Origin of the sequence: Citreicoccus inhibens (assembly GCF_019039035.1) — a bacterium.
Taxonomy (GTDB): Bacteria; Myxococcota; Myxococcia; order Myxococcales; family Myxococcaceae; genus Citreicoccus; species Citreicoccus inhibens.
In genome coordinates, this window is sequence record NZ_JAHNZT010000030.1 from 48,592 (window position 1) to 74,884 (window position 26,293).

Here is a 26,293-nt window from a genome sequence, read left to right on the forward strand (position 1 = left end):
CAGGGTCGGACATGTGTTGAGCGCTGATCGCGCGGGCCCCTGCCTATCGTGCGGACCTCCATCCAACTCGGGAGTCCCCGCATGTCGACGGTCTACGAAGCGCCGGGTCAGAAGGGCAGCAAGGCGCAGTTCAAGAGCCGCTACGGAAACTACATCGGCGGTGAGTTCGTCCCGCCCGTGCGCGGGCAGTACTTCGAGAACATCAGCCCCGTCACCGGCAAGCCCTTCTGCGAAGTGCCGCGCTCCACCCACGAGGACATCGAGAAGGCCCTCGATGCCGCGCACAAGGCCAAGGACTCGTGGGGCCGCACCTCCGTCACCGAGCGCTCGGACATCCTCCTGCGCATCGCGGACCGCATGCAGAAGAACCTGGAGATGCTCGCCGTCGCCGAGACCTGGGACAACGGCAAGCCCGTGCGCGAGACCCTCGCCGCCGACCTGCCCCTCGCCATCGACCACTTCCGCTACTTCGCCGGCGTCATCCGCGCCCAGGAAGGCACCCTCGGGCAGATCGACGAGCACACCGTCGCGTATCACTTCAAGGAGCCGCTCGGCGTCGTGGGGCAGATCATCCCCTGGAACTTCCCGCTCCTCATGGCCGCGTGGAAGATGGCCCCCGCGCTCGCCGCCGGAAACTGCGTGGTCCTCAAGCCCGCCGAGCAGACCCCCGCCACCATCCTCGTCCTCATGGAGCTGGTGGGCGACCTGCTCCCCCCCGGCGTCGTCAACGTCGTGAATGGCTTTGGCATCGAGGCCGGCAAGCCGCTCGCCAGCAGCAAGCGCGTGGCCAAGGTGGCCTTCACCGGTGAGACCACCACCGGCCGCCTCATCATGCAGTACGCGTCCGAGAACCTCATCCCCGTGACGCTGGAGCTGGGCGGCAAGTCCCCCAACATCTTCTTCGAGGATGTCTTCGCCAAGGACGATGACTTCGCCCAGAAGGCCCTCGAAGGCTTCACCATGTTTGCCCTCAACCAGGGCGAGGTCTGCACGTGTCCCTCGCGCGCCCTCGTCGCCGAGCGCATCTACGACGACTTCATGCAGAAGGCCGTCGAGCGCACCCGCAAGGTGGTGCAGGGCAACCCGCTCGACCCGGAGACGATGATTGGCGCGCAGGCCTCCAACGACCAGTTGGAGAAGATCCTGGCGTACATCGACATCGGCAAGAAGGAGGGCGCCAAGGTGCTCATCGGCGGCGGCCGCAAGACGCTGCCCGGCGCGCTGGCCGAGGGCTACTACGTGGAGCCCACCATCTTCGAAGGCCACAACAAGATGCGCGTCTTCCAGGAGGAGATCTTCGGCCCCGTCGTCTCCGTGGCGAAGTTCAAGGACGCGCAGGACGCGCTCGCCCTGGCCAATGACACCCTCTACGGCCTGGGCGCGGGCGTGTGGACCCGCGACACGCACACGGCGTACCGCATGGGCCGCGCCATCCAGGCCGGTCGCGTCTGGGTGAACTGCTACCACCTGTACCCGGCGCACGCGGCGTTCGGCGGCTACAAGCAGTCCGGCATCGGGCGCGAGACGCACCACATGATGCTCAATCACTACCAGCAGACGAAGAACATGCTCGTCAGCTACGACCCGAAGCCCATGGGCTTCTTCTGAGCCACCGCCCATGCGCGTCCCGCGCGTCGATGTGACGCCCACCGCCGAGGCTCTGCTCCGCAAGATGCAGGGCCTCCACGGCCCGCTGATGTTCCACCAGTCCGGAGGATGCTGCGACGGGAGCGCGCCCATGTGCTTTCCCCGAGGCGACTTCCTCGTGGGCCAGGAGGACGTGTACCTGGGCAGCATCGTGGACACGCCCTTCTACATCTCGGGGCCGCAGTTCGAGTACTGGCGGCACACGCACCTCACCGTGGACGTGGTGCCCGGTCGCGGCAGTGGCTTCTCCGTCGAGGCTCCCGAGGGCGTGCGCTTCCTCATCCGCTCACGCGTCTTCACGGATGACGAGTACCGCGCCCTTCAGCAAGAGGGACCTCCACCCCGAGGCCCCCAGCCCTGAAACCTCCGCCGCCCGGCCTCACGTGCCGGGCGGTGGAGCGCACGGCAGGTGCACGGTGAAGGTGGCGCCCTGCCCCGGCAGGCTTTCGACCTCGATGCGCCCGCCCAGCGCCTCCACGATCTGGCGGCTGATGTAGAGCCCCAGCCCCAGGCCTCCGTAGTTCCGCTCGGACACCGCGCGCTCGAAGCGCCCGAACAGGCGGGGCAGCGCGTCTGCGGGAATCCCAATCCCCTCGTCGCGGACCTCCACCCAGGCCTCGCCACGCTCGCTCCGGCCCGTGCTCACCCGGACGGGCCGACCCGCGCCGTACTTCGCCGCGTTGGTGAGCAGGTTCACCAACACCTGGTCCAATCGCAGCGCATCCCATTGCCCCCGCAGCGGCTCGCGCGTCTCCACCGACACGGGACACCGCGCCTGCGCGAAGACCTCGCCCAGGCGATCCACCGCGTCGCGCGCGGCCTGCGCCAGGTCCACCTCCGTGGGCGCCAGCGACAGATTGCCCAAAGACAGCCGGCTCACGTCCAACAAGTTGTCCACCAGCGCGGTGAGCCGCTGAACCTGCCGCATCGCCGTGGTCAGCCGCAGCCCCACCTGCGAGCCCGTATCCGGCCCCAGCGCGCGCTCGATGAGCCCGTGCTGGAGGATGAGGCTGGTGAGCGGGGTCTTCAGTTCGTGGCTCGCCACGGAGAGGAACTCGTCGCGCATCCGCACCGCCGCCTGCGCTTGCGCGTGCGCGACCTGGAGCGCCTCGTACAATTCGGCGCGCTCCAATGCCTGGGCGCACTGCCGCGCCAGCGCGTCCAGGAAGGTGCGCTCCGCGGACGTGAAGTTCCGCGTCGCCTCCCAGCCGAGCAGCAGGTAGCCCATCACCCGCAGCTCGGTCATCAAGGGCAGCGCGGCGCGCGCGCCCTCGCCCGTGGACTCCGTCGCGGCGAACTCCTCGGGGTGCTCGGCATGGAGCACGGACCGCGAGGAGAACCACAGGGACTCACGCCGCGCTTCCACGCGCGCCAGCATGGGCGTCGAGGCCACCGTCTGGAGCATCTGGAGGCGCTCCTTCATGACGGGGCCATAGCCCGCGAGCCGAAGGGGCCGCACCCGCCCCACCGCGTCTCGCATCAGCACCGCGCCGCGCACGGCGCCGCTGGCTTGCAATCCCTCTCGCACCAGCACGTCCGCCACGTCCTCGGCGGTGACCGCGCGAGACAGCGCGGCGGTGACCGCCTGGAGCCGCTCGGTGCGAGCCTGCGCCTCGCGCGCCTCCGCGTACAGCAGGGCGTGGTCCGCCGCGAGGCTCGCGCGCCGAGCCAGCTCCATGGCCAGCGCGAGGTCCGCCTCCGAGTAGCGCCGCCCGCCGTCCTCCACCACGAAGCTCACACACCCCAGCACGCGCCCGCGCGCGCGCAGCGGCACCACCATGAGGCCGCGCAGGCCCCACGCGCGCAGCAGCGCCAGGTGCTCGGCGTCCCGGGCGAGCGCGTCGCGCTGCGCCTCCGTCAAATCTGGGAGGAACCAGGGCTGCCCCGCGCGAAGCACCTCCGCGACATCGCCCTCGGGCCCCGCGCCGAGCGGCCAGCGGCGCCCCAGCTCGCGCGCGATCCCCGCGCGCTCCGGGTCGCGGTGCGACAGGGCCACCCGCTCCACCGTCCCATCCTCGGTGAGCAGATCCACCGCGCAGCCATCCGCGAGCCTCGGCACCGCCAGCTCCGTCAGCCGTTGAAGCAGTGGGCGACACTCCAGCGACGACGACAGCACCTCGCCCGCGTGCTCCATGAACGCGAAGCGATCCTCGGCCGCCTTGCGCTCTCGGAGGTCCTGCACCACCACGGCGCGGTAGGCCACGCGTCCATCCGCGCCGCGCAGCGCCACCGCGTCCACCAGCACCGGGAACTGGACGCCGTTGCGCTGGACGCGCACCTGCTCGTAGGTGTGGTGCCCTCGGTCCAGCGTCGTGGCGAGCTGGGCGGGAAACGCCTCCCAGGACTTGGCGGACATCAGCGCGCGCACCGGCACGCCGATGAGGTCCGCGGGGCAGTCGTAGCCGTGCATGCGCGCGTAGGCGGCATTGACCGCGTCCAGGAGGCCCGTTTCGGGATCCACGCTCGCCATGCCCAGCGCCGCGTGCGCGAAGAGGCGCTCCCATCCGTCGAGCGCGCGCGCCTGCCGGGCCATGCCCTCTTCCAGCACCTCGGCGCGTTGGAGGGCACGCACCTGGGACGTGACCTCCACCACCGCCATCAGCACGCCGTCCACCTGCCCGTCGGCGTCACGCAGGGGCTGGCACAGCATGTCGAAGAGGGCCTCGTCGAGCTGGCCGTCTCCGTGTCGGTCCAGCGCCACGGGGAACGCATCTCCGACGAAGGGCTCGCCCGTGCGCAGCACGCCCTCAATCATGTTCATCACGCGAGGCTGCGCCGCGACCTCCGGCAGCACGACGCGCAAGGGCAGCCCCAGCGAGATGCCCCGCCCCACGAACTTCTCCGCGCGCGTGTTCACCAACTCGAAGACGAGGTCGGGGCCCCGCAGCAACACCAACGCCACCGGGGCCTGCATGAGCAGGGAATGAAAGGGCGCCAGCGAACCGGGCCACGGCTCGGCCGCCGAGACCATGGCCCGAGCCAGCGCCTCCACCGATGCGGAGGCGTGCTCGGGAATGGGCTCCGGGGCAGGAACCACCGGCGGGACTGGGGAGAGAGCCGACATGGGGCGTCCCAGATAATGACGCCAGCCACGCGGCGCCGACGGCCCGAGGCCCCCGCGCACGAGCCAACTGTCATCCAGACAACCTCGCAGACCGCTGGAAGAGCAGGTTCCCCCCAGGCATGGACCGCCGCGTCATGGCGCCCGGCGCGTCACCCCAGAACGCGCCCGCGTTCCTTCCGCACGCGCGCCGCGATTCCACCCCCACGGGCCGGGCCCATCGGGCGCCCCTGGGGCCGCGCCTCGGGCGACTCGCCGCGCCGCCGACACGCCAGGTCTGCTCCTTCTGCGCCCCCACCCCACTCCCGAAGGCACCCTCGCCAACGGAGAGCCCGAGGCATGTCGCATGCAACGCAATGTTTCATGGGGAACAAACTACAGACGGGCACCCATCACACGGTGCTCGCGGGGGAGAGCATCGAGAGCCTGGCCTACGACTCGGGACACATCGGCACCACGCTCTGGGACCACGCGGAGAACGAGGCCCTCCGACAGAAAGGCCGAGACCCCAACGCGCTCGCGGAAGGTGACGTCGTCTTCATCCCGCCGTTTCGCGAGAAGAAGGTCGGAGTCAAGACAGGCGCGGTGCACAAGTTCACGCGCCGGGGCGTGCCCTCGGTGCTGCGCTTTCTTCCGCTTGTCTTTGGACAGCCCTTGCCCAACACGCCCTTCACGGTCGTGGTGGATGGCAAGGAGACCCCGGGCAGGACGACCGACAAGGGCCTCGTGCAGTGCTTCATCCGCCCCGATGCGCCGCGCGCCACGGTGCTCGTGGGCGAGGAGCCCGTCCTCCTCACCTACGAGTTGGACCTGAGGTTGCTCGCGCCCGTGGAGACGCCGCACGGGACGCTCACGCGGCTGCGCAATCTGGGGCTCTATGACGGCCCGCTGGAGAATCCGGCCGAGGACGCGCTGCCGAGCGCCCTGCGCCGCTTCCAAGAGCAACAAGGACTTCCCTCCACGGGTGAGCTGGACGCACGCACCCGCGAAACCCTCCTCGCGCGCCACGGGCGCTGAGCCACCTCCCGAGCCTACCCATGATTCAGATCTCAGCTGCCCAGAAGGGTGCCCCTCCCGCCAAGCTCATGGAGGCCGCGAAGCAGGCCGCCGCGTGGCTGGTCGAGTACAACCAGTTCGCGTCCTCCGGCCTCTCGGCGGATAAGATCGCGGAGAACCAGGCCAAGTTCCTCAAGGAGCTGGAAATCAGCTCAGACAGCTACGCGCCTCCCGCGGTCAAGGAGCAGCTCGTCACCTGTCATCATGGGAAGTGCGCGTACTGCGAGACGCGCATCATTCATAACCACTACGGTGACGTGGAGCACTTCCGTCCCAAGAAGGGCGTCACCTTCTACGACAAGACCGGGAAGATGGCGACCATCCCCGACGCGTACTTCTGGCGCGCGTTCGACCTGGCCAATCTCTTCCTGTCGTGTGGTGTCTGCAACGAGCAGTACAAGAAGAACTATTTCGGGTTGCTGCCGGACCTCACCCCCACCGACGCCGAGCGGACCTACGTGGGCGTGGGGCCCTTGCAGAAGAAGCCCATCGCGGAGCGGCGACAGAGCCCCGCGCACCCCAACCTCGTCGAGCATGCGGTCCTCATCGATCCAGGACTCGATGATCCACGGCTCCTCCTCTACTTCAACCCGGAGACCGGCGAGGCTCTCCCCAGTCCGCACATCCAGTTGGTCGGCGGCGACAAGGACCTCGCGTTCGCGCGCACGCACAAGACCATCGAGGTCATGGGCTTGAATCGTCCGGCGCTCCTTGCGGAGCGCAAGCTGCATCTCCAGGGCTTGAACCTGCTCCTGATGCCCATCCTCAACGACCTCCACGGGCTCGTGGCCTTCGCGAAGTTCGGGGCGTTGATCGAGCAGAAGAAGCTCCCCACGCCCCCGCGCTCCGATCCCTACGCCGGGGCGCTCGCGCAGGCCGCGGCGGCCGTGAAGCAGCAGCGATCCGGCACGGCGGCCGCGCTGGCCTTCGACCGGCTCGTCGAGAGCATCCAACCCTGGGCTGAGTACTCAGCGCTCGCGTTGGACGCGGTCACGAGATGGAGCGTGGTGGAGTACATGAAGCTGAGCGCCGCGCAGTCCGTCCAAGCCACGACGCAGGCCTCGGCGGGGAGCGCGCAGATTGGCGCCACGCATACCCTGGCGCCTCGGGTCCCAGAGATGTTGCTCAAGACGCTGGCGAATCAAATCCCAGACTACCGACAGGTGGTCACGCTCTATTGCAAGCACCGTTGGGCGGCCAGCGCCGAGGACAAGGACGAACAGACCGAGTTGCGGCGACAACTGCATGGGGAGATGAACGCGCTCATCAACGACTATGAGTACCGGTGGAAGGCGTTCAGTCAGCGCATCACGGAGTTCAGCACCCAGGAAGGCATGCTCCGCCACAACTTCCTCAAGGAGGAGGTGGAGAACTATCAGGCGGACCTTGCCCGAGGCATCGAGGACGCGGCGGATGAGCCACACCTCCTCGACTGTCTCCAGAACGTGGACAAGGCACTCACCCCCGTCTTCGCTCAGATGCTCGCGAGCAAGGACATCGACCAGGCCAAGGCACTCAACGCGCATCACCGCAAGCTCCTGGTGACGGAGATACCTGCGTTCTATGTGCAGCGGATCCAGATCGCGAACACGCAACATGCTTCCACGAAGTCGATGACCCACTGGCAGAAGCAGCATGGGTTCTTCATGGAGCGACTGGACCACACGCTCGGAGCGGCGCCCCTCGACAAGTTCAGGAAGGACTTCCTGGAACTCACCGAGGATGACTTCATGGACCTCTATGAGCGCCTCACGGACCTCATCGTGCGCTACCGGCTCGGAGACCTCTACAACAAGACCTCGAGCAGCCGCGCGGACCCGCTGAAAGAGGGGATCCAGGAGATGCTCGTGCAGATCCGTACCCTCGGCGCAGGCAAGCCGCTCGCCAAGATCGCGGCGATGAAGCGGCTCACCGCCATCAGCATTCGCTGAGTGGCCTCAGCCGCGTCGCGCGGGAGCGAGCGCTTGGTAGACTTTCTCCAGCAGGGTCTGGATGTCGAAGGGCTTCTGGATGAACTCCAGCTCGGGAAACTTCCGGCGCAGGAGACTCACGTCCACCGCGCTCATTCCCAGCAGCGCGATGTCCCGCAGTCTGGGATTGGCGCGGATGGCCTCCACCAAGGCCGGCCCATCCAACACCGGCATCATCCAGTCCGTCAGCACCAGGTCCGGCGTGTCTCGCTCCAGATGCGCCAGGGCCTCACGGCCGTGCGCGGCGCAGAGGACTCGAAAGCCTTCGTCGCGGAGGAGATCCGCCACCGCTTCGAGGATGCCCTGCTCGTCCTCCACCACCAGCACCGTGACAGGCCCCGCCACGCGCCCCGCCGCCTCCGAAGCCTTCAGCTCATCCAAGACACACCCGCTTCCCCTCCCCTGCCTCGGGTCTCGTTCCTTCCGCCGACTCCGGTTGTTCGGCAGAGGACATGACGCTGGCTCATACCGTAAAAGGCCGTGACTCGCCTCTGTCACGCACCGGCGAGCCATGGGAGCGCGCACCGTGGAAACCCTCGTCCGCTTCGCCGAAGGACTCGGCCGCTTCTCCGCCCGATTCGTCCCCAGCGCCTTCGCGATCGCCGTGCTGCTCACCCTGCTCACCATGGGGTTGGCCTTCGGCTGGGCCGGGGCCACGCCTCCCGCCATCCTCGACGGCTGGGGCGGCGGCTTCTGGGAGCTGCTCACCTTCTCCATGCAGATGGCGCTGGTCATGTTCACCGGCTACCTGCTGGCCCTCACCGCCCCGGTGAAACGGCTGCTGGAGAAAGTCGCCGGACTCGCCCACTCCCCACGCGGCGCCACCGCACTCATGGCCCTGGTCTCCATGGGACTGGCCTACATCAACTGGGGCCTCTCGCTCGTCGCCAGCGCCATGCTCGTGCGCTTCATCGCGCGACGACGCCCCGACGTGGACTATCGCCTCCTGGTCGCGTGCGCCTACTTCGGCATGGGCGCCACGTGGCACGCGGGCCTGTCCGCCTCCGCGCCCCTGCTCGTCGCCACGCCCGGTCACTTCCTCCAGAAACAACTCGGCATCATCCCCATCGACCGCACGCTGTTCTCCGCCTTCAACCTGGGCCTCACCGCCGCCTCCGTCGCGCTGCTCACCGCCCTGGCGTGGGCGCTCCACCCCAGCCCCGGCCGCGCCGTCCACGTGGACCCCGCCGTGCTGGAGAAGCTCAGCGACTTCGTCCCGCCCGAGCGTCCTCCCGGCAAGCTGGCCCCCGCCGTGTGGCTGGACCACTCGCGGTGGCTCAACACCGTGTTCGGCGTGCTGGGGCTCGCGTGGCTGGGACACACGCTGTGGCTCAACGGCGGCTGGCGCGCGCTCAACCTCAACGTGGTGAACTTCACCTTCCTCACGTTGGCGGTGCTGCTGCACGGCACGCCCGCGCGGCTCTTGAAGGCCAGCGAAGAAGCGGGCGGCGTGCTGCACGGCATCGTGCTCCAGTTCCCGCTGTACGCCGGCATCTACGGCATCTTCAAGGCGACAGGACTCACGGACCGGATCGGCGAGCTGTTCGTCTCGCTCTCCACGCAGAAGACGTTCCCCGCCATCGTCTATCTGTACAGCGGCGTGGTGAACTACTTCGTCCCCTCGGGCGGCTCCAAGTGGGCCATCGAGGCGCCCTACCTGCTCGACGCCGCGAGCCGCCTGGGCGTGTCTCCCGAGAAGGTCGTGCTCGCCTATGCGTGGGGCGACATGGCCACCGACCTCATCCAGCCCTTCTGGGCGCTGCCCCTGCTCGCGGTGGCACGGCTGGAGTTCAAGGACATCCTCGGCTTCCTCCTGGTGGCCTTCCTGGCCTACCTGCCGCTGGTGACGCTGGGCTTCTTCCTCTTCGGGTAGGAAGGGGGCTCGGAAATCGTGCTACACCACGCGCTGTGGCCGGATGTGGGCCGGCCCGCAATCACAAACGAGGGGACCCCAAGCCATGATGAAGACCCTGACGCGGAGCGTGGTGTGTGCGGTGGTGAGCCTGGCGCCGATGGCGATGGCGCAGGACGCGGCAGCGCCCGAGGCGCCCAAGGAGCAGGTGAAGGCACCGAGCGCGGACGCCGTGCGCGACACCTGGAACTACTTCTACAAGGGGCAGGGCCAGGGTCCCATCCTGGTGGAGGCCAAGCTGTGCACCGAGGTCGCCAAGGAGGGCGCGAACAAGTTCGAGTGCACCGGCGAGGTGGGCGCCGAGGGCGTGAAGGCCGGCACCTCCGTCATGCTGTGGCAGAGCTACCTGGTGCCGCAGGGTGACTCGGTGGAGGACCTGCTGGTGCAGGTGAAGCAGGGCAACGTGGTGCGCGAGACGAAGGACGTGAAGGTGAAGGGCGATGGCTGGCGCGCGCGGCAGTGGACCGGCGTGCGGCTCAACAAGCCCGGCGCGTGGACCGTGAGCATCATGCGCGGCGACACCGTCCTCAAGGAGGTCCAGGTCAAGGTGCTGTAGTCCCCGCGCCACTGGACGGAAGCACACGACGCCCGCCCGGGACCGGAACACGGCCCCGCGCGGGCGTTGTCACGTCTCGCGATGACTACGGCGCCACGTAGCCCGCCTGCGCCGCCGAGGTGGCCCACTGCGGCGTGCGCGTGTTGATGAGGCGGTGTTGCAACACCAGACTCCCGCTCGTCGCGTCCGCGTCACCCAACAGCACCACGAAGCTGGGCGCCACGGGCCGCACGCCCGTGGCGTACCGCTCGAACGGCGTCGTGCCAGCCGCGGACTTGATGCCGAAGTAGGAGAACGGCGCTCCGGCGGAGGGAGTCACCACGGGGGGCTCGAACGTCGCGCCCGCCGCGGGCCCCACCACCGAGGCATACGCCGCGCCCGAGAGCACGGGCGTGAAGGCCCCCCGAGCCACACCATCCGGTGCGAGCGCGCAGTAACCGAAGTCGAGCGGCTCCGGCACGGTGGGCGAGGCGTTGACGAAGCGCACGAGCGGGCGCGCCAGTGGCTCGGGCTCGAAGGCCTCTGGGATGAGCGTGAGCCGAGGGCTCGCCTCCTGGCGTCCGCTCACCACGGCCAGATAGCGACGGCCCGCCTCCAGTGGGCCCGTCTGCGTCTCGGGCACCACCGCCGTGCCTCCACCCGAGAGCACGATGGAGAGCGCCAGCCCCGTGGACGTGGCGGGCAACTCGGCGACCTTGGGGAGTTGGCCGTAGCGGAAGTCATTGACCACCACCGCGCCCGAGCGCAGCGCGGACAATCGAGGCGCCGCCGAGCCCGTGGCGGGCAACACCGCGTTGAAGAAGTACACGAGCGGATCCCGCTTCACGCGCACGAAGCCGTCCTCGCCCGCGCGAATCCAGAGCAGCGAAGGCGCACCCTCATCCGCGAGCGACCGCGCGACGTTGCCGGTGAGCACCGCGAAGTAGGTCGCCCCCGCGACGAGCATCCCGTCCCGCAGCGTGAAGAACAGCTTGCCGCTCTGAGAGGGAACGAACGTCGGGTCGCCCGACACCGCGAGCCGCGTGAGCGCCGCGGGCAGCGACTTGCCCTCGGGCGTCGAGTCCACGCCATACGGGCTCGTGGTCGCGTACACGGTGGCGCCCAGCTCATCGGTGAAGTTGCGGCTGTCGGAGTCCACGGGCCCGGCCACGAGGTCCGCGGACACGAAGCGGACGCGCACGCGGCCCGCGTCGACCGCGCCAAACGCCTCGGACAACGCCAGCGCCCGAGGACGATCCGACGCATCCGGAGCCCCCGCCGGCAGCAGCCCCGCGCCCACCAGCGTCAGGTGCTGCCCCGCATGCAGCTCCACGGTGGTCGTCGTCAGCGGCTCGGCGCTCGCGACGGAATCCGCGTCCCGCAACGTGAAGCGCACCGGCCCGCCCGCCGCCGGTATCTCCACCGAGGCATACGCGGTCACCGCCGCGTCTCCCGGCTTCACCGCCGAGAACACCTTCACGTCATTCGCATAGACATCCACGCGGAACGGCTCCCACCCCGCGTTGTCCGCCGTGCCGCTGCGCAGCCCCGAGAACGCATGCACGAAGCGGACGAGCGCGCGGGCCGAAGGCACTCCTCCTCCGCAGCCTCCATCCGCGCCCGGCGTGCCTCCATCCACGCAGGTGCCCGCATCGCCCGCGCCCGCGTCGACGCCGCCCGCATCGGGGGTGCTCGCGTCGACGCCACCCGCGTCGGGCGTGCCCGCGTCTCCCTGCCCCGCATCCACCGGCGCGGGTGGCCTCGGAACAGGGACCGCCGCGCACTTCTCTTCACGGCAGACCCACACCTGCCCCTCGGGAGCAGGGCCCTGGTCGCGGCAGTCAAAGGCATCTCGACACTCCACGCCGCTGCACCCAGCCCACCAGGCCACGCAGAGCGCGACGACCCAGGCACTGCCCTGAAACGTTTGTCTCTTCACGCGATGCTCCCGTTCCGCGAGGGGTGAAGGGACGGGCCGCGCGGGGCGGACCGCGCCCCGGGGTTCAGCGTTTCTCGCACTCGGTGCGCAGGGGATAGAAGCGCTCCTGGACCAGCACGTCGCGGAAGTCGCGCACGTAGAAGTAGGCCATCACGCCCGCGTTGAACTGGGCATGGCGCAGCCACTCCGCGACCGCGTCCGGGTCCGCCCCCGTGCGAATGACCTCCGTCAGCGGGTTGTCCACCGTGCAGATGGCTTCCCACATCCGCGCTCCGCCCACGGCTTTCACGTTGCCACTGTGCGGCTCCAGCGAGCCCGAGCCGAACTTCCCGGCGCGGACCAGGTCGCACGCACCGCGCGCCGCGCCCAGCATGTTGGCGCCCCAGCGCGCCCAGTCCTTGAGGTCTGGAGAGAAGTCGATGTCCACCTCGCCGTACTTCACCCAGGCCTGCATGAACTCCTCGGTGAACTTCACGCTCGTCCCGCCCGAGGCCATCCACACCAGGTAGCGCGCGGCGCCGTCCGCGCCATACGCGGACTCGAACAGCGCGCGGTTGGGCGCGCCCTCCGGCGTGCTCCCGAACAAGCCATGCGTCAGGTCCGCCACGCGCGCGCCATTGAACGCCACCAGCGTCTTGGCGGCACCGCTCTGCCCGTTCGCCGCGCGGCCGTGGCAGTTGGCGCAGACACCTTGAAACACCGTGGCGCCCGGCGTGGAGAAGTAGAGATAGCCCCACGGCAGCCGTGGGTTGCCCAGCCGATCCAACATCCACGGCTCCACCACCCGGGGCGCGGGCGCGCTGGCGTCGAAGGAGCACTCGTCCTTGGGCACCCAGAAGTTGGTGGCGAAGGGCGCCCGGGCCAGCGCCTCATGCGCGGGCGTGATGCGGTAGCCCGTCAGGTAGGTGTTCTCGGGCAGGGCCATCAAGGACCGCCACGCGGTGTTGCGCGGCTCGTAGGGGACCTTGTCGGTGAAGTCCTCGCCCACCCAACGCACGTCCGCGGGAGGTACGCAGTCCTCGCGCACGGCGGCGTCCGCCTGTCGCAGCCGCTCCTGCTTCGCGGCGGCGCGCTGCTCGGCCGTGAGCCCCTGGTCACGCGTCTTCCAATCCAACGTGGCCAACCAACGCGCGACCCGAGAGGCCGCGCGACAGTCCTGGCCCGGGACGTTGGCGGGCATGTGGATGAGGCGCTCGTTGGTGGGACGCGCCACGCGTTGGTAGAGCGCGCTGGCGGGCTCGGGGCTCTTCAGCTCCGTGACGAAGTTCTCCACCTCCTGCGCGTAGAAGCGCAGCCCGTTGGTCTCCTTCACGAACGGGTCCCACGTGTAGAGGCTGCCGCCCGCGGAGAAGTCGAGCGCCTGGAGCGCGGGGTTGCTCTGCACCGCGAAGCCGCTCGGGTTGTGGCACTGCGAGCAGTTGGGCACCAGATAGGCCTGGAGCGCGAGTTCCTCCGGCGTGCGCGCGGCCTTGCCCTCGCGCGAGGTGAGCGTCTCCAGTCGCGGCAGCTCCGCCGCCGAGCGCAGGCCGGTGAGGACACCCAGCCGGATGAGGCGGTCCACCTGCGAGCGCTCGTCCTCCTGAAGCACCGCGTCCGCATCCAGACCACCCTCTCCGGGCGCGCGGCGGTTCATCTGCAATGGGGTGAAGCCCAGGACGAAGTTGTGCGCCTCGGCGCCCATGTGACAGTTCACGCAGCGGTGGCGCCCGGGCACCGCGTAGTTGCGCGTGGCGTCCGCTGAGCGCTCATCCGTGCGGTACACGATGACGCGATCCGAGAACGGCGAGCCGTCGCGGTAGCGCAGGTCGTGCAACTCCGCGACCGTCTCATCCGCGTTCCAGAGATAGGTGCCGAAGAGGGCGTCCTGCCAGCGCGCGCGCGTGACGATGAGGCGCGTCTCGATGCGGCGGTAGCGCGTCTGTCCATCCGCGCCCACCACGGCCTTGAAGAACGTCTTGTAGAAGCGCGTGTTGGGCGGGACCTTGAACGAGCGCGAGGCCGCGTCGTACGCAATGGACTGTCCCGCGGGCACGTGGACCAGCCGCAGCTTCTTCGCGTCGTCAGAGAACAGCGCGTAGGTGGGCGCGAAGGCAAACGTCCCGTGGCGCGCCAGCCGCGCGGTGTTGAGCGTGGCGACCTCCGAGTCCGTCTCGGACAGGAAGCGCGGCAGCTGCGCCAGCGAGGCGAAGTACGCGTCCTTGTCCGGGTCTTCCCCCCGGAGCGAGTCCTCGGGGATGCAGTGCCCCAGGTCCGTCATCCCGTCCGCGACATACGCGGTGACCGCCGTGCGCGGGCCATCTCCCGGCGCGTCCTTCACCTCGAACGTGCCCTGCGGCGCGCCCTGCTCCAGCCACGCCAGGAGCACCCGCCCCACCTCCACCGCCTGACGTTGGGTGTCCGCGCTCGCGCCCGGCGGCATCGCGCCCTGGAGGATGCGCTCCGCCATGCGATGCCCTTGCGCACCCAGGCTGTCGCGCGTGTCCTCGAAGGAGAAGTTGCCCACCGCCTTGGGGGCCCGGTGACACTCGGCACACAGCGCATCCACCCGCGCCGTGAGCCCGGTGAAGGACTCCTGGGTCCCCGAGGGGAGCGCCTCGCCCTGGCGCAGCGGAATCCGCTCCCCGGAGCGGGAGGAGGCGCAATGCGCCGCGTCTGGGTCCACGCCCGGAGGCATCTCCACGGGAGGCGCGGGGCGCGGGTCGGACGAGCACCCGAGCCCCAGCAGGAGCAGCATCCACCCGATGCGAGCGCGACGGTTCCACCGCTTCGCCATGACAGACTCCTCCCCATGTCTGGTGTTGCGCCGCGCCCGCATAGCAAAGACTCATCAACCCCAGGCAAAGACAATCACACCGTGACGCAATCTTTGGCGTGCCTTGACCTCACCGTGACGGCACCGGAGGCGCGCGCACCTTGCCCAGCCTGTCGCCCGCGAACTCGGTGAACCACAGGTGGGCGTCCAGGCAGAACGGCCCGGGCGGGGCGAAGACGATGCCGGCCGGAACGCTGTCCAGTGCGGGGAGGGCGAACTCGGTGATGACGCCGTCCCGGGTGATGCGCGCCACCTGATTGGACAGACGCTCCACGAACCACAGGTTGCCATCCGGCCCGAGCGAGAGCGCGAGAGGACCGCCGCCCGGCGTGGGCACGGCGCACTCGGTGACGCCCCCCCTCACGCGCGATGCGGCCCACCTTCATCGGGGGACGGGGGTCTGCGCGTGCGTGGGCGCGCCGGTGAGGAAGGCAGCGGCGAGGAGCGGCGAGCGAGAGACATGGCGGTGCTCTCCAGGGCAACAGCGCACGGCAATGGCCCGAGGACCGGAGCGCGCGACGCGCCCCGGCCCCCGGGCACAGGCTCGACGCAGGAAGAATGGGAGGGGCGCCTCAGTGGCAGACGCCCGCGCCGCGCCCGACGCCGTCACCGCCGCAGTCGAGCGGGCTCACGTCGCTGCACGCGATGAAGCCCTGGTCCACGAGGATGTTCTCGAAGTCCTGCGTGTTGGTGACGTAGATCCACCGGTAGAGGCGGTTCTCCTCGGTCGTCTTGGTGAAGTTCTTGTTCTCGTTGAGGAAGAGGCGGCGAGACAGCGGGTACACGCCGGACGCGCCGGACAGCAGCTTGCGCACGTTGGCGGCCGTGGGGGCGATGCTGTCCACCGTGAGGGCCACGTTGCCCGCGCGCCTGGCCGAGTCACCGGCGTAGCCCACCGCGTTGGCGTTGTTCTCGGTCAGCTTGCCAATGCAGGTGGTGGCGCTGTCGGACGCGGTGCAGGGCGAGGGGTTGCTGGCGGACTCGTCGGTGATGACCGTCACGTCCGCGCAGAAGGTGGTGCAGCCCAGCAGCGTCTTGAAGGTGTCCGTGGTGCCGGACAGGTCATCGCGGCGGTACTTGCTGATGGTGCCCCCGGTGGCGCGGCCCACGCCGCTCCAGTCGCTGACACACGTGGCCGCCGAGCCCGAACCGTCACCGCAGTAGAGCTTCTTCAGGTTGGCGCTGGTGATGTTGGACAGGCCGTTGGTGGACTTCACGAACGCGTTCACCGCGTCCAGACCGATGACGTTGCTGGACTCGCCCGCGCAGCACGCGCCCGTGGACGCCCCGCCGCCGGAGCACGTGCCCGCCTTCAGGTCGCGCGACATGGGCGCCAGCACCTGCTGACGGCCATTGCAGTACGTGCTCGAGCCGTTGCGCAGACAGCCCTCGCCCACGCCCGAGCCCTTCCCCTCGATGGACAGACCCGCCAGCGCGTCATTGTTCGCGCGGACGAACGCCTCCTTCAGCGTGTCCGAGCCGTAGAACTCCTTGTTGGGGCCCAGCGACTGCACGGCGCTCCCCGGAGGCGCGACCGGCGCCTCCGCCTCGGGCCCGCACGCCAGGGTTCCCATCGACAGGACGACCGCGGACATCACCCACTTCATCGTGTTCATGGTGTGCTCCTCATGGCTGCATGCTGCGCGTTGGATGGGCCCCGCTCCGGCCTGGGTCATCCCCAGGCAAGGCAGGGCCCTCCCGCCTCGGCGCGGACGAGAAGGCGTGATGCGGGCGGGAGAGCCATCGAACCCGGAGCCCCGGGATTCGACGCGACACACCGTGCCTCAAAGGCAGACATGCCGCTGCCCCAACTTGGTCAAGACTCCGCCAGCGTCAGGTCACACCGCCCGAGCGGATTCTTCCTCGCGCGCCCCGTCACGCACCGGTTCACACTCCGGTAACTGGATGGCGATAGCGGTCAGCATGACTCTTCTTGCATCGCAACCCTGCTCACACGGATTGTCCGTTAGTTGATACTCGTGCCAGCGCTCCTCGTGCCCCCCTTGCCCCCAACCAGGAGAACGCCCCGAGTGCGGGTTGACCGCACGAACAAACACCTTGAGTGCGAATTCTCGTCGACCCCATGTGGATTTTTCGGGTTTTCCGAGCCCAATCCATCCAGCAGGGTAGGGCCCACCCCGGTGCCCAGGAAGGTCAGTCCAACGGAAGGCAGACGCCTCCGGGGAATTCGACTTTCACTCTTGGTCCGTGATACTTCGAAACTGCCTTCGGGCGAGCAGCATGCCCTGAAGGGCGAGGCTGTGCTGAAGCGTCGGCGTGCGGAACGTCTCCGCCCGCAGGCGGCCAACCCCTCGACATCCACTCCACTGTTTCATCTTGGGACACGAGGCATCCAGCCTCGGACCCGTCGAGTCACTGTGAGGAGTTGCACCCCCATGACATCCACCGTTTCACCGATGGGCGCCCTCTGGAAGGGCGTTACTGGCACGGCAGCTCGGGTCTTCGGACTCCTGGCGCTGCTGGCGGGCAGTACCGCGCGCGCGAGCGAGGCGGACCTCAAGCTCCCCGACTTCCGCGGGGTCAGCTTCCTCGGCGGCGTTGATGGACACACCCTGCTCTTGTCCGGCATCGCGGTGTGCGTGTTCGGGCTCGTCTTCGGCTTCATGCAGTACGCGACATTGCAGAAGCTGCCCGTGCACCGGGCCATGCTCGAGATTTCCGAGCTCATCTATGAGACCTGCAAGACCTACCTGATGACGCAGCTCAAGTTCATCATGGTCCTGTGGGTGCTCATTGGCGCCGTGATGGTCGTCTACTTCGGCGTGCTCTTGCACATGGAGGTGGGCCGCGTGGCGGTCATCCTCGTCGCCAGCCTGGTGGGCATCGCCGGCAGCTGTGGCGTGGCCTGGTTCGGCATCCGGGTGAACACGTTCGCCAACAGCCGCACGGCGTTCGCGTCGCTGCGAGGCAAACCCTACCCCACGTACGCCATCCCGCTGCAGGCGGGCATGTCCATTGGCATGGTGCTCATCAGCACCGAGCTGCTCCTGATGTTGGGCATCCTGCTGTTCGTCTCGCCGGACTTCGCCGGCTCGTGCTTCATCGGGTTCGCCATCGGTGAGTCGCTGGGCGCCTCGGCGCTGCGCATCGCGGGCGGCATCTTCACGAAGATCGCCGACATCGGCTCGGACCTGATGAAGATCGTCTTCAAGATCAAAGAGGACGACGCGCGCAACCCAGGCGTCATCGCGGACTGCACGGGAGACAACGCGGGCGACAGCGTGGGCCCCTCGGCGGACGGCTTCGAGACCTACGGCGTCACGGGCGTGGCGCTCATCACCTTCATCCTCCTGGCGGTCCCCACGAACGAGACGCGCGTCCAGTTGCTCGTGTGGATCTTCATGATGCGAATCGTGATGGTGGTGGCCTCGCTGGTGTCCTACTGGATCAACAACATCGTCCAGGGCGCCAAGTACAAGAACGCGGACCACATGAACTTCGAGACGCCGCTCACCGTGTTGGTGTGGCTGACGTCCGTGGTGTCCATGGCCCTCACCTTCCTGGTGAGCTACCTGCTCATCCCCACGCTGGGCGACGGCACGCTGTGGTGGAAGCTGTCCGCCATCATCACGTGCGGCACGCTGGCGGGCGCCATCATCCCGGAGGCCATCAAGGCCTTCACCTCCACGGAGAGCCGGCACGTGCGCGAGGTCGTCACGGCCAGCCGCGAGGGCGGCGCGTCCCTCAACGTCATCTCCGGTCTGGTGGCGGGCAACTTCTCCGGCTACTGGATGGGGCTCATCATCGCGGGCCTGATGGGGCTGGCCTACTGGTTCAGCGGCATGGGCGTGGGCAGCCTGATGGTGGCCGCGCCGGTGTTCGCCTTCGGCCTGGTGGCGTTCGGCTTCCTGGGCATGGGCCCGGTCACCATCGCCGTGGACTCGTACGGCCCGGTGACGGACAACGCGCAGAGCGTCTACGAGCTGTCGCTCATCGAGAACGTCCCCAACGTGAAGGCCGAAATCCAGAAGGACTTCGGCTTCACGCCGGACTTCGACAAGGGCAAGGAGTACCTGGAGGAGAACGACGGCGCGGGCAACACCTTCAAGGCCACCGCCAAGCCGGTGCTCATCGGCACCGCCGTGGTGGGCGCCACGACGATGATCTTCTCCATCATCGTGCTGCTCGTCGGACTCACCCCTGATTCCATGGGCCAGCTGGCCCTCAACGCGGTGAAGGCGCAGAACCTGTCGCTGATGCACGCGCCCTTCCTCCTGGGCCTCATCACCGGCGGCGCCATCATCTACTGGTTCTCCGGCGCGTCCATGCAGGCGGTGTCCACCGGCGCCTACCGCGCGGTGGAGTTCATCAAGGCCAACATCAAGCTGGAGGGCGTGGAGAAGGCCAGCGTGAGCGACTCGAAGAAGGTCGTGGAGATCTGCACCCAGTACGCGCAGAAGGGGATGATCAACATCTTCCTCGGCGTGTTCTTCAGCACGCTCGCCTTCGCGTGCCTGGAGCCGTACTTCTTCGTGGGCTACCTCATCTCCATCGCCATCTTCGGTCTGTATCAGGCCGTCTTCATGGCCAACGCGGGCGGCGCCTGGGACAACGCCAAGAAGCTGGTGGAGACGGAGCTGAAGGCCAAGGGCACCGAGCTGCACGCGGCCTGCGTGGTGGGTGACACGGTGGGCGACCCGTTCAAGGACACGTCCTCCGTGGCCCTCAACCCGGTCATCAAGTTCACCACCCTCTTCGGCCTGCTCGCCGTAGAGCTGGCGGTGGAGATGAACGCCGCGGGCCAGGGCACCCTCTTGGGCGTGTTCTCGGCCGTGTTCTTCGTCCTGTCGATGTTCTTCGTCTACCGCAGCTTCTACAACATGCGCATCGAGAGCAGCCCCACCGCCGAGGTGAAGACCAACGCCGTGGCCAAGGCGGCCTGATCTCCCGCGTCGCGCGCAAGCCCCGGAGCGGCAGGGCGCCCACCTCGGGCCCTGCCGCTTTTTCATGTCCGGTGATCAGACACCCCCGCATGGCCAGACACCCCATGGCGCAAGACGGACCCAGAGGTGCGGGTGGGAAGGATTCCCACCCGAGGAAGGCCTGGCTGTATGCCTGGGGGGCTTCCACTCGCACGGCCGGCGCGTGCAAACTGTGCCCTGCACTCAGACCCTCACATTTCGAGAGGGTGGACGCCGCGCGGAGTGCCGCACTTCCAGCGAGAGAAACGATTCATGGCTACGGGTACCGTGAAGTGGTTCAACGATGCGAAGGGGTTTGGCTTCATCGTGCAGGACGGCGGGGGTGAGGACGTGTTCGTCCACCACTCGGCCATCAACATGGATGGCTTCCGCACCCTCCAGGAGGGGCAGAAGGTGGAGTTCGACGTCGGCCGTGGCCCCAAGGGCCTGCAGGCGCAGAACGTCCGCTCCACCTGAAGCACGGCTCGGAAGCACCACCGCCTGCGTCCACCAGTGAGGGCCCGGTCTCGCCTGATGCGAGGCTGGGCTTTTTCATGCGCGGGAGCGGATCATTCCAGACCCTCCGCAGCCCTTCTCACGCGGCGAAATTGTTCCACCCCAGGCGGTTGGCGGGCGCGCAATCTGTAGCAAGTATTCCACTCCCGCCCCATTTCAGAGGAGGGCGTGAGCAAGAAAACAGACTCTGGTAGAGTTTGTATGCGCGCGAAAAAAAGGGGAGGGCGCACTTATGTTCGAGGTCACCAATGATGTGAGCCGTCGGACCATCACCGCCAGAATGAGTGGCTTCATGCGGCCGAACGAGATGAGGGAGTTCGCCACCATCTACCGCAAGGCAACGGATTCGTACTCGGGGGGGCGCCACCTGGTGCTCGCGGACATGCGTGGACTGAAGGCCCTCGAGCCTGAGTCCGCCACGCTGTTCTCGGACGTCATCAATCACGGCCGCAAGAATGGCTGCGTGATGTGCGCCCACGTCTCGGACTCCACCATCGCGCGGCTGCAGACGGCGCGCGTGGCCTCGGAGGCCTCGCCCAACGACGACATCACGATGGACTGCGTGTCGCTCGACGAAGCGCACGTGCAGTTGGCCAAGGCCCGCTCCCGGTTCTTCCTGGGCAGCGAGCACGGCACGGCCCAGGCGCGCTGAGCGCGTGGGGCAGGAGCATCAGCGGCGCGTGGCCCGCGAGGACCTGCGCCGCCGGGCATCCTCCAGGTAGGTCCGGACGAGCGACGACACCGGCAGACGCAACGCCATCTCCAGGTCGATGAAACCCGCCCACACCACCTCTCGGTCATCCACCGCGAGGGTGGGCTCCGTTTCCACCGTGACCTCGAGGAAGTGGACGTGGTCCTGCTTGTGCTCGTCCGTACCCACGGTCTCGAAGCAGGGCCGCAGGGCGTGGGGGCCCAGGCGTACGCCCACTTCTTCCTGGAGTTCACGCGCGCCTGCCTCCGCGGGAGACTCCCCGCGATGCAGGCCGCCGCCCGGCATGCTGAGCTGCCGCTTGTAGGAGTTCTGCAACAGCAGCACGCGCTCGCCACACCAGATGCCCACGAAGACGCCGTGGGTCTGCGGGTGGCGAACGCGCCAGTACACCCTCGCCAGGTTGTAGGCGCTTCGGTACGCCACGCGCGCCAGCGCATCCACCAGAGGCTTCACGCCCATCTCTTCCTCGCGCCCCTCGCCGGGGCGCGTGTGCATCCACGCACGGCCGAAGCAGCCGCGCTGCCCTACCCGCCCTGCGCGCCGAGGGCGAGCTCGGCGAGCCCTCCCTCCGAGGCGGCCAGCTCCGCGCGGCGGATCTCCAACGTCGCCCGGGCCTGGGCCGCGCTGCTCTGCGCGAGGAAGCGGCGGTTGTCCGCGTCCGTCACTTCCAGGTTGGTGGCCATGCCCGCCTGCGCCTGCGCGCTCACCTGCTTCTGCGCGCGCGCGGCCAGCTGCGCCTGCGCGTCCGCCTGGGCCAGCGCGGCCTGCGCGGCCTGGACGTTGGCGCGGGCCGCCACCCAGCTGGCGCGCGCCTTGGCGCGACCCGCGACAAGCGAGGCGCGGGCCTGAGCCAGCTTCGCCTCGTCCTCGTGCTTGGCCGCGTAGCGCACGCCCCGGTCATACAGCGGCACGGTGATGGCGAGGATGAGGTCGTAGCTCGTGGTGCGGCCACTGAAGCCGCTGTTCGAGTTGTAGTTGCCCTTGGCGATGGCGGCGAGGCTCGGCAGCCACGCGAAGCGGTCGTAGGTGACGACGCCCTCCGCCGACTCCACCACCTTGGCGGCGCTGCGCACCGAGTAGACCTGCTCCCACGGTTGCTCATCCTCCGTGTGCAGCGCGCCCCACGGCATGTCGTCCGTGCCCGGCGCGGCGGGGCGGATGGACTCGCCCACGAGCGCCCCCAGGAGCGCCATGAGCTGCGCCCGCTGGCCCTCCAGCTGCGCCATCTGCGTGCGAGCCTGCGCGGTGTCCGTCTGGGCGCGCAGGAGCGCGACCTCCACGGACACGCCCGCGTCCAGCAGCGCCCGCGCTTCCTTCTCGCGCTGCAGCGCCACGTTCTCCGCGTCGCGCGCGGCCTCGAGGAGCTGCTCGATGCCCTGGAGCCCCAGGTACGTGCGCGCCACCCCGAGCAGGATCTGCTCGCGTGCCTCCTGCGCCCCCAGCTCGGCGGCCTCCGCGCCGCGCTTCGCGGGAGAGATGAGGAACGCGCCCTGCGGCGTGAAGAGCGGCTGGGAGAGCTGCAAGGTGCCGTAGCGCGACCACTCCGCCACGATGGGCACCGGGGGCGGGAGCATGGCCGGGTTGGGCGGCGGCAGGCCGTAGATGGCCCCCACGCCGTTGAAGATGCCGCCCAGGTCCAGCACGGACGGCGCGCTGGTGCGCACGAGCTGCCCGGACGCCGTCAGCTCCGGCAGCCACGCGCTCCAGGCGCGCTGCACGCTCGCGCGAACCACCGCGGCCTGCGCGCGAGCCACCGCCACGTCCGGGCTCTGCTTCGCGGCCAGCGCCAGCGTGCCGCGCAGCCCCAGCGCACGGGCCGCGACGGGCGTCACCGCGGCATCCCCAGCCGAGGCGGACGCGGTGGAGGCAGGCGCCGAGGCCGAGACCGGCGCGTCCGCGGGGGCCGGAGAAGGTGGCGCCACGGATGACTGGGCGAAGCCGGACAGCGGGGCCAGCGCCGCCAACAGCGCGAGCGAGGACAGCCGGCGGACGGGCGCGGCGGCCGAGGCGCCGCCGCGCTGAGACGAGGAACGGGTCGTCATGGAGAGAGTCCTGATGGGGGACGTCGTGTCGGAAGAGAGGAGGCCTCAGGCGGCGCGGCCGGGATGCTCCGTCGCCGGGGAAGGCTGAGCCGGGGGAGCGCCCGCCGCGTGACTTCCGCGACGCTTGAAGCCCACGCGCTCCATGCCCGCGAACACCACGGGCACCACGAGCAGCGTGAGGAAGGTGGAGGTGATGACGCCGCCAATCACCGCGATGGCCATGGGCGCGCGGAACTCGGAGCCCGTGCCCGAGCCCACCGCGGTGGGCACCATGCCGATGGCCATGGCGGCGCTCGTCATGAGGATGGGGCGCAGGCGGCGGGGGCCCGCCTTGAGCAGCGCCTGGTCCACCGTGTCGCCCTCGCGCAGGTGCTGGAGCGCGCCGTCGACCAGCAGGATGGCGTTCTTCGTCACGAGGCCCATGAGCAGGATGACGCCAATCATGGCGCCCATGCTCAGGTGGTAGTTGGTGACCACCAGGCCCAAGAGCGCGCCCACGAGCGCCAGTGGCAGCGACACCATGATGGTGAACGGGTGCTTGAAGGACTCGAACTGGCTGGCGAGCACCATGTAGATGAAGACGAAGGCCAGACCGAACGCCATGCCGAACGCGTCGTTCTGCTCATCCAGGCTCTTGATCTGCCCGTCGTAGATGATGGCGTAGCCCGGCGGCAGCGGCTTGGCGGCCACCGCGGCCTTGAGCTTCACGGCCACGTCGCCCAGCGGCGCGCCCTTGGCCAGCTGCGACAGCACGGCGATCTGCCGCTCGCGGTTCTCGTGCTCGATGACGCTGGGGCCGTCCTTCAAGTCCACCTGGGCCACGTCCGTGATGGGGCGCAGGCCCTTGGGCGTGTAGATCTCCAGCTGGCGCACGCGCTCGGGCGTGCTGCGGTCGCTCTCGGCCAGCCGCACGCGGATGTCCGTCTCGTTGGTGCCCTCGCGCAGCTTGGCCGCCACGTCGCCGCTGATGGCCAGACGCATCTGGGCGGCCAGCGAGCCCGCGCTCAGGTCCACGTCGCTGGCGCGCGCGCGGTCGATCTGAATCTGCAGCTCCGGCTTGGGCGGGTTGGAGTCCACGCGCACGTCCGCGGTGGTGCCCATGTCGCGGAGGATGCCCGCGATGCGCTCGGCCTCTTCGTTGACCCGCGCCAGGTCCGGGCCCACCACGCGCACCATGATGGGGTACCAGTCGCCCAGGCCCTCAATCGTGGGCGGGTCGGAGAGGTTCACGCGGGTGGCCACCAACGCGGGGCTGAGCAGCGCGCGGGCCTCTTCCTTCAGGATGGGCACGCCCTTCTTGCGCGCGTGCTTGGCCACGGTGAGCACGCGCAGGCGCGCCTTGTTCACGTCGCCGCTGAGGCCGACGATGGCGTAGACGTCCGTCACCTCGGGGATGCGCTTGAGCAGCGCCTCGGCCTCGGCGGTGCGGGAGCGCGTCTCCTCCAGGCTGGCCGAGTCCGGCAGCTGCAGGTCCACGAGGAACTGCGAGCGGTCCTCCGCCCCGATGAACTCCGCGCCCAGGCGGCTGGCCGCGCCGAAGGACAGCACCAGCACCACCACGGTGATGGCCACCGTCTTCCACTTGTTCGCCAGCACCCAGCCGAGGATGCGCGCGTAGAAGCGCTCCGTCCCGTCCAGGAAGCGGCGCAGCATGCCCATCACCGCGTTCTCGGTGTGCACCTCGCCCGGCTTGCGCGCCTTGGCGAGCCGCGCGGACAGCATGGGGTCCAGCGTGAAGGAGATGAACAGCGAGATGAGCACCGCCATGGAGATGGTGATGCCGAACTGCTTGAAGAACTGGCCCACGATGCCGGGCATGAAGGCCACCGGCACGAACACGGCCACCAGCGACATGGTGGTCGCGAGCACCGCCAGACCCACGTCCCGCGTGCCGTTGGAGGCCGCGCTCATGGGGTCCTCGCCCTGCTCCAACCGGTGGGTGATGGCCTCGCGGACCACCACGGCGTCGTCGATGAGCAGCCCGATGGCCAGCGACAGCGCCAGCAGCGTCATCTGGTTGAGCGTGTAGCCCAGCACGTACATCACGAAGAACGTCCCGATGACAGACGTGGGCAGCGCCAGCGCGGAGATGAACGTGCCGCGCGGGTCCAACAGGAACATGAGGATGATGAGCACCGCCATCGCGCCGCCGAACACGAGCGCGACCCACACCTCCTTGGCGTTCTCGCGGATGAGCTCCGACTGGTCGATGAGCAGCGTGGACGTGAAGCCCTGCCCCACCGCCTTGCCCATCTTCGCCAGCGTGCCCTTCACCGCGTCGCTCACCGCCACGGTGTTGGAGCCCGGCTGCTTCACGATTTCGAGGATGACGGCGTCGTTGCCGTTGAGGCGCGCGGTGGTGCGGCGCTCGGCCACGCCATCCGTCACGGTGGCAATCTCATCCAGGCGCACCTGGGCGCCCGTCTTGCTCTTGGCCACCGGCAGCCGCCGCAGCTCCTCCACGTCGTGGAACTGTCCCAGCGAGCGCACCGTCAGCTCGCTCGGGCCCAGCTGGAGCCGGCCCGCCGGCAGGTTGAGGTTCTCCTGGCCCACGCGCTGGGCAATCTCCAGCGGAGACACGCCCACCGAGCGCGCCTTGTCCAAGTCGATGTCCACCTGGATTTCGCGCGTGTCACCACCGGTGATGCGCACCTCGGCCACGCCGGCGAGCTGCGCGAGCGCGGGCTTGATGCGGTCATCGATGAGCTTGCGCAGGTCCTGCGACTTCATCTGCGCGGACACCGCGTAGGTGAGGATGGGCGTGGCCGAGATGTCCACGCGGCCGATGATGGGCGCGTCCGCGTCCTGCGGCAGCTTGTTGGCGATGCCGGCGACCTTGTCGCGCACGTCCTGCACCGCGGAGTCCAGGTTGGTGGACAGCGTGAACTGCACCACCACCGTGCCCAGGTTCTCGCGGCTCCAGGAGTGGATCTTGTCCACGCCGCTGATGCCGGCGACCGCGTCCTCCACCGGCTTGATGACCTGGGTCTCGATTTCGCCCGGACCCGCGCCCTTATAGATGGTGTTGACGACCACCACCGGGAAGGACACGTCCGGATAGAGGTCCGTGCCCAGGCGCTTGAGCCCCATCACCCCCAGCACGATGAGGCAGAGCGACAGCATGGCCGTGAACACCGGCCGGCGGATGGAGACATCACTGAGAATCATT

18 protein-coding genes are annotated in these 26,293 nt (G+C 68.9%); 9 read left to right on the forward strand and 9 right to left on the reverse strand.

The window, feature by feature from the left end; translation table 11 throughout:
• The first annotated feature begins 81 nt into the window (after positions 1-81).
• Positions 82-1,608, forward strand: a complete 1,527-nt coding sequence (gene exaC, locus KRR26_RS27435; protein ID WP_120204399.1) for an acetaldehyde dehydrogenase ExaC — start codon at positions 82-84, stop codon at positions 1,606-1,608.
• A 10-nt stretch (positions 1,609-1,618) separates the two neighbouring features.
• Positions 1,619-2,008, forward strand: coding sequence for a DUF779 domain-containing protein (locus KRR26_RS27440; RefSeq protein WP_120204398.1), 390 nt, complete (start codon positions 1,619-1,621; stop codon positions 2,006-2,008).
• Positions 2,009-2,026: 18 nt separating this feature from the next.
• Here the strand turns inward: KRR26_RS27440 and KRR26_RS27445 are convergent, their stop codons facing one another.
• A complete protein-coding gene (locus KRR26_RS27445; protein ID WP_120204396.1) occupies positions 2,027-4,711 on the reverse strand; it encodes a PAS domain-containing sensor histidine kinase in 2,685 nt (894 codons plus the stop codon).
• A gap of 360 nt (positions 4,712-5,071) precedes the next feature.
• On the opposite strand from KRR26_RS27445, the gene KRR26_RS27450 reads away from it, so the two are divergent.
• Together KRR26_RS27450 and KRR26_RS27455 are read left to right on the forward strand one after the other, a co-directional pair.
• Positions 5,072-5,725 (forward strand): peptidoglycan-binding domain-containing protein, encoded by a 654-nt coding sequence (locus KRR26_RS27450; protein ID WP_158611419.1) that lies wholly within the window; start codon positions 5,072-5,074, stop codon positions 5,723-5,725.
• Positions 5,726-5,745: 20 nt separating this feature from the next.
• Positions 5,746-7,695, forward strand: a complete 1,950-nt coding sequence (locus KRR26_RS27455; protein ID WP_120204395.1) for an HNH endonuclease family protein — start codon at positions 5,746-5,748, stop codon at positions 7,693-7,695.
• A 6-nt stretch (positions 7,696-7,701) separates the two neighbouring features.
• Here the strand turns inward: KRR26_RS27455 and KRR26_RS27460 are convergent, their stop codons facing one another.
• Positions 7,702-8,115, reverse strand: coding sequence for a response regulator (locus tag KRR26_RS27460; RefSeq protein WP_233576773.1), 414 nt, complete (start codon positions 8,113-8,115; stop codon positions 7,702-7,704).
• A gap of 145 nt (positions 8,116-8,260) precedes the next feature.
• On the opposite strand from KRR26_RS27460, the gene KRR26_RS27465 reads away from it, so the two are divergent.
• Positions 8,261-9,607, forward strand: a complete 1,347-nt coding sequence (locus KRR26_RS27465; RefSeq protein WP_120204931.1) for a short-chain fatty acid transporter — start codon at positions 8,261-8,263, stop codon at positions 9,605-9,607.
• 85 nt (positions 9,608-9,692) lie between these two features.
• Positions 9,693-10,202, forward strand: a complete 510-nt coding sequence (locus tag KRR26_RS27470) for a hypothetical protein (protein ID WP_120204391.1) — start codon at positions 9,693-9,695, stop codon at positions 10,200-10,202.
• Positions 10,203-10,287: 85 nt separating this feature from the next.
• Here the strand turns inward: KRR26_RS27470 and KRR26_RS27475 are convergent, their stop codons facing one another.
• From KRR26_RS27475 to KRR26_RS27490, 4 genes are all read right to left on the reverse strand, one after another.
• Positions 10,288-12,120 carry a DUF4397 domain-containing protein gene (locus KRR26_RS27475; protein ID WP_147422917.1) on the reverse strand — a complete coding sequence of 611 codons (1,833 nt, stop codon included), beginning with the start codon at positions 12,118-12,120 and terminating at the stop codon, positions 10,288-10,290.
• Positions 12,121-12,184: 64 nt separating this feature from the next.
• The gene (locus KRR26_RS27480) at positions 12,185-14,893 is read right to left on the reverse strand and encodes a hypothetical protein (RefSeq protein WP_217081238.1); all 2,709 of its coding nucleotides are present in this window, start codon (positions 14,891-14,893) and stop codon (positions 12,185-12,187) included.
• 109 nt (positions 14,894-15,002) lie between these two features.
• Positions 15,003-15,296 (reverse strand): virginiamycin B lyase family protein, encoded by a 294-nt coding sequence (locus KRR26_RS27485; protein WP_217081239.1) that lies wholly within the window; start codon positions 15,294-15,296, stop codon positions 15,003-15,005.
• A 208-nt stretch (positions 15,297-15,504) separates the two neighbouring features.
• Positions 15,505-16,548 carry a type 2 periplasmic-binding domain-containing protein gene (locus KRR26_RS27490; RefSeq protein ID WP_217081240.1) on the reverse strand — a complete coding sequence of 348 codons (1,044 nt, stop codon included), beginning with the start codon at positions 16,546-16,548 and terminating at the stop codon, positions 15,505-15,507.
• Positions 16,549-17,328: 780 nt separating this feature from the next.
• Between KRR26_RS27490 and KRR26_RS27495 the strand changes: the two genes are divergently transcribed.
• From KRR26_RS27495 to KRR26_RS27505, 3 genes are all read left to right on the forward strand, one after another.
• Complete coding sequence (locus KRR26_RS27495; RefSeq protein ID WP_120204383.1) at positions 17,329-19,836, forward strand: sodium-translocating pyrophosphatase; 2,508 nt, start codon at positions 17,329-17,331, stop codon at positions 19,834-19,836.
• A 291-nt stretch (positions 19,837-20,127) separates the two neighbouring features.
• On the forward strand, positions 20,128-20,331 hold the full coding sequence (locus KRR26_RS27500) for a cold-shock protein (RefSeq protein ID WP_120204381.1): 204 nt from the start codon (positions 20,128-20,130) through the stop codon (positions 20,329-20,331).
• 331 nt (positions 20,332-20,662) lie between these two features.
• Complete coding sequence (locus tag KRR26_RS27505) at positions 20,663-21,022, forward strand: hypothetical protein (protein ID WP_233576772.1); 360 nt, start codon at positions 20,663-20,665, stop codon at positions 21,020-21,022.
• An 18-nt stretch (positions 21,023-21,040) separates the two neighbouring features.
• Here the strand turns inward: KRR26_RS27505 and KRR26_RS27510 are convergent, their stop codons facing one another.
• The 3 genes from KRR26_RS27510 to KRR26_RS27520 all read right to left on the reverse strand — a co-directional run bounded on the left by KRR26_RS27510 (position 21,041) and on the right by KRR26_RS27520 (position 26,292).
• Positions 21,041-21,535: an NUDIX hydrolase gene (locus KRR26_RS27510; RefSeq protein ID WP_407931742.1), complete on the reverse strand. Its 495-nt coding sequence runs from the start codon at positions 21,533-21,535 to the stop codon at positions 21,041-21,043.
• A 71-nt stretch (positions 21,536-21,606) separates the two neighbouring features.
• Positions 21,607-23,124 (reverse strand): TolC family protein, encoded by a 1,518-nt coding sequence (locus KRR26_RS27515; protein ID WP_217081241.1) that lies wholly within the window; start codon positions 23,122-23,124, stop codon positions 21,607-21,609.
• Positions 23,125-23,169: 45 nt separating this feature from the next.
• Positions 23,170-26,292: an efflux RND transporter permease subunit gene (locus tag KRR26_RS27520; protein ID WP_217081242.1), complete on the reverse strand. Its 3,123-nt coding sequence runs from the start codon at positions 26,290-26,292 to the stop codon at positions 23,170-23,172.
• Between the last annotated feature and the right edge of the window lies 1 nt (position 26,293).

Coding starts and splice junctions, on each gene's coding strand:
- exaC (WP_120204399.1), top strand. CDS start 82: ATGTCGACGGTCTACGAAGCGCCGGGTCAGAAGGGCAGCAAGGCGCAG.
- KRR26_RS27440 (WP_120204398.1), top strand. CDS start 1,619: ATGCGCGTCCCGCGCGTCGATGTGACGCCCACCGCCGAGGCTCTGCTC.
- KRR26_RS27445 (WP_120204396.1), bottom strand. CDS start 4,711: ATGTCGGCTCTCTCCCCAGTCCCGCCGGTGGTTCCTGCCCCGGAGCCC.
- KRR26_RS27450 (WP_158611419.1), top strand. CDS start 5,072: ATGGGGAACAAACTACAGACGGGCACCCATCACACGGTGCTCGCGGGG.
- KRR26_RS27455 (WP_120204395.1), top strand. CDS start 5,746: ATGATTCAGATCTCAGCTGCCCAGAAGGGTGCCCCTCCCGCCAAGCTC.
- KRR26_RS27470 (WP_120204391.1), top strand. CDS start 9,693: ATGATGAAGACCCTGACGCGGAGCGTGGTGTGTGCGGTGGTGAGCCTG.
- KRR26_RS27480 (WP_217081238.1), bottom strand. CDS start 14,893: ATGGCGAAGCGGTGGAACCGTCGCGCTCGCATCGGGTGGATGCTGCTC.
- KRR26_RS27490 (WP_217081240.1), bottom strand. CDS start 16,548: ATGAACACGATGAAGTGGGTGATGTCCGCGGTCGTCCTGTCGATGGGA.
- KRR26_RS27495 (WP_120204383.1), top strand. CDS start 17,329: ATGACATCCACCGTTTCACCGATGGGCGCCCTCTGGAAGGGCGTTACT.
- KRR26_RS27500 (WP_120204381.1), top strand. CDS start 20,128: ATGGCTACGGGTACCGTGAAGTGGTTCAACGATGCGAAGGGGTTTGGC.
- KRR26_RS27505 (WP_233576772.1), top strand. CDS start 20,663: ATGCGGCCGAACGAGATGAGGGAGTTCGCCACCATCTACCGCAAGGCA.
- KRR26_RS27515 (WP_217081241.1), bottom strand. CDS start 23,124: ATGACGACCCGTTCCTCGTCTCAGCGCGGCGGCGCCTCGGCCGCCGCG.
- KRR26_RS27520 (WP_217081242.1), bottom strand. CDS start 26,292: ATGATTCTCAGTGATGTCTCCATCCGCCGGCCGGTGTTCACGGCCATG.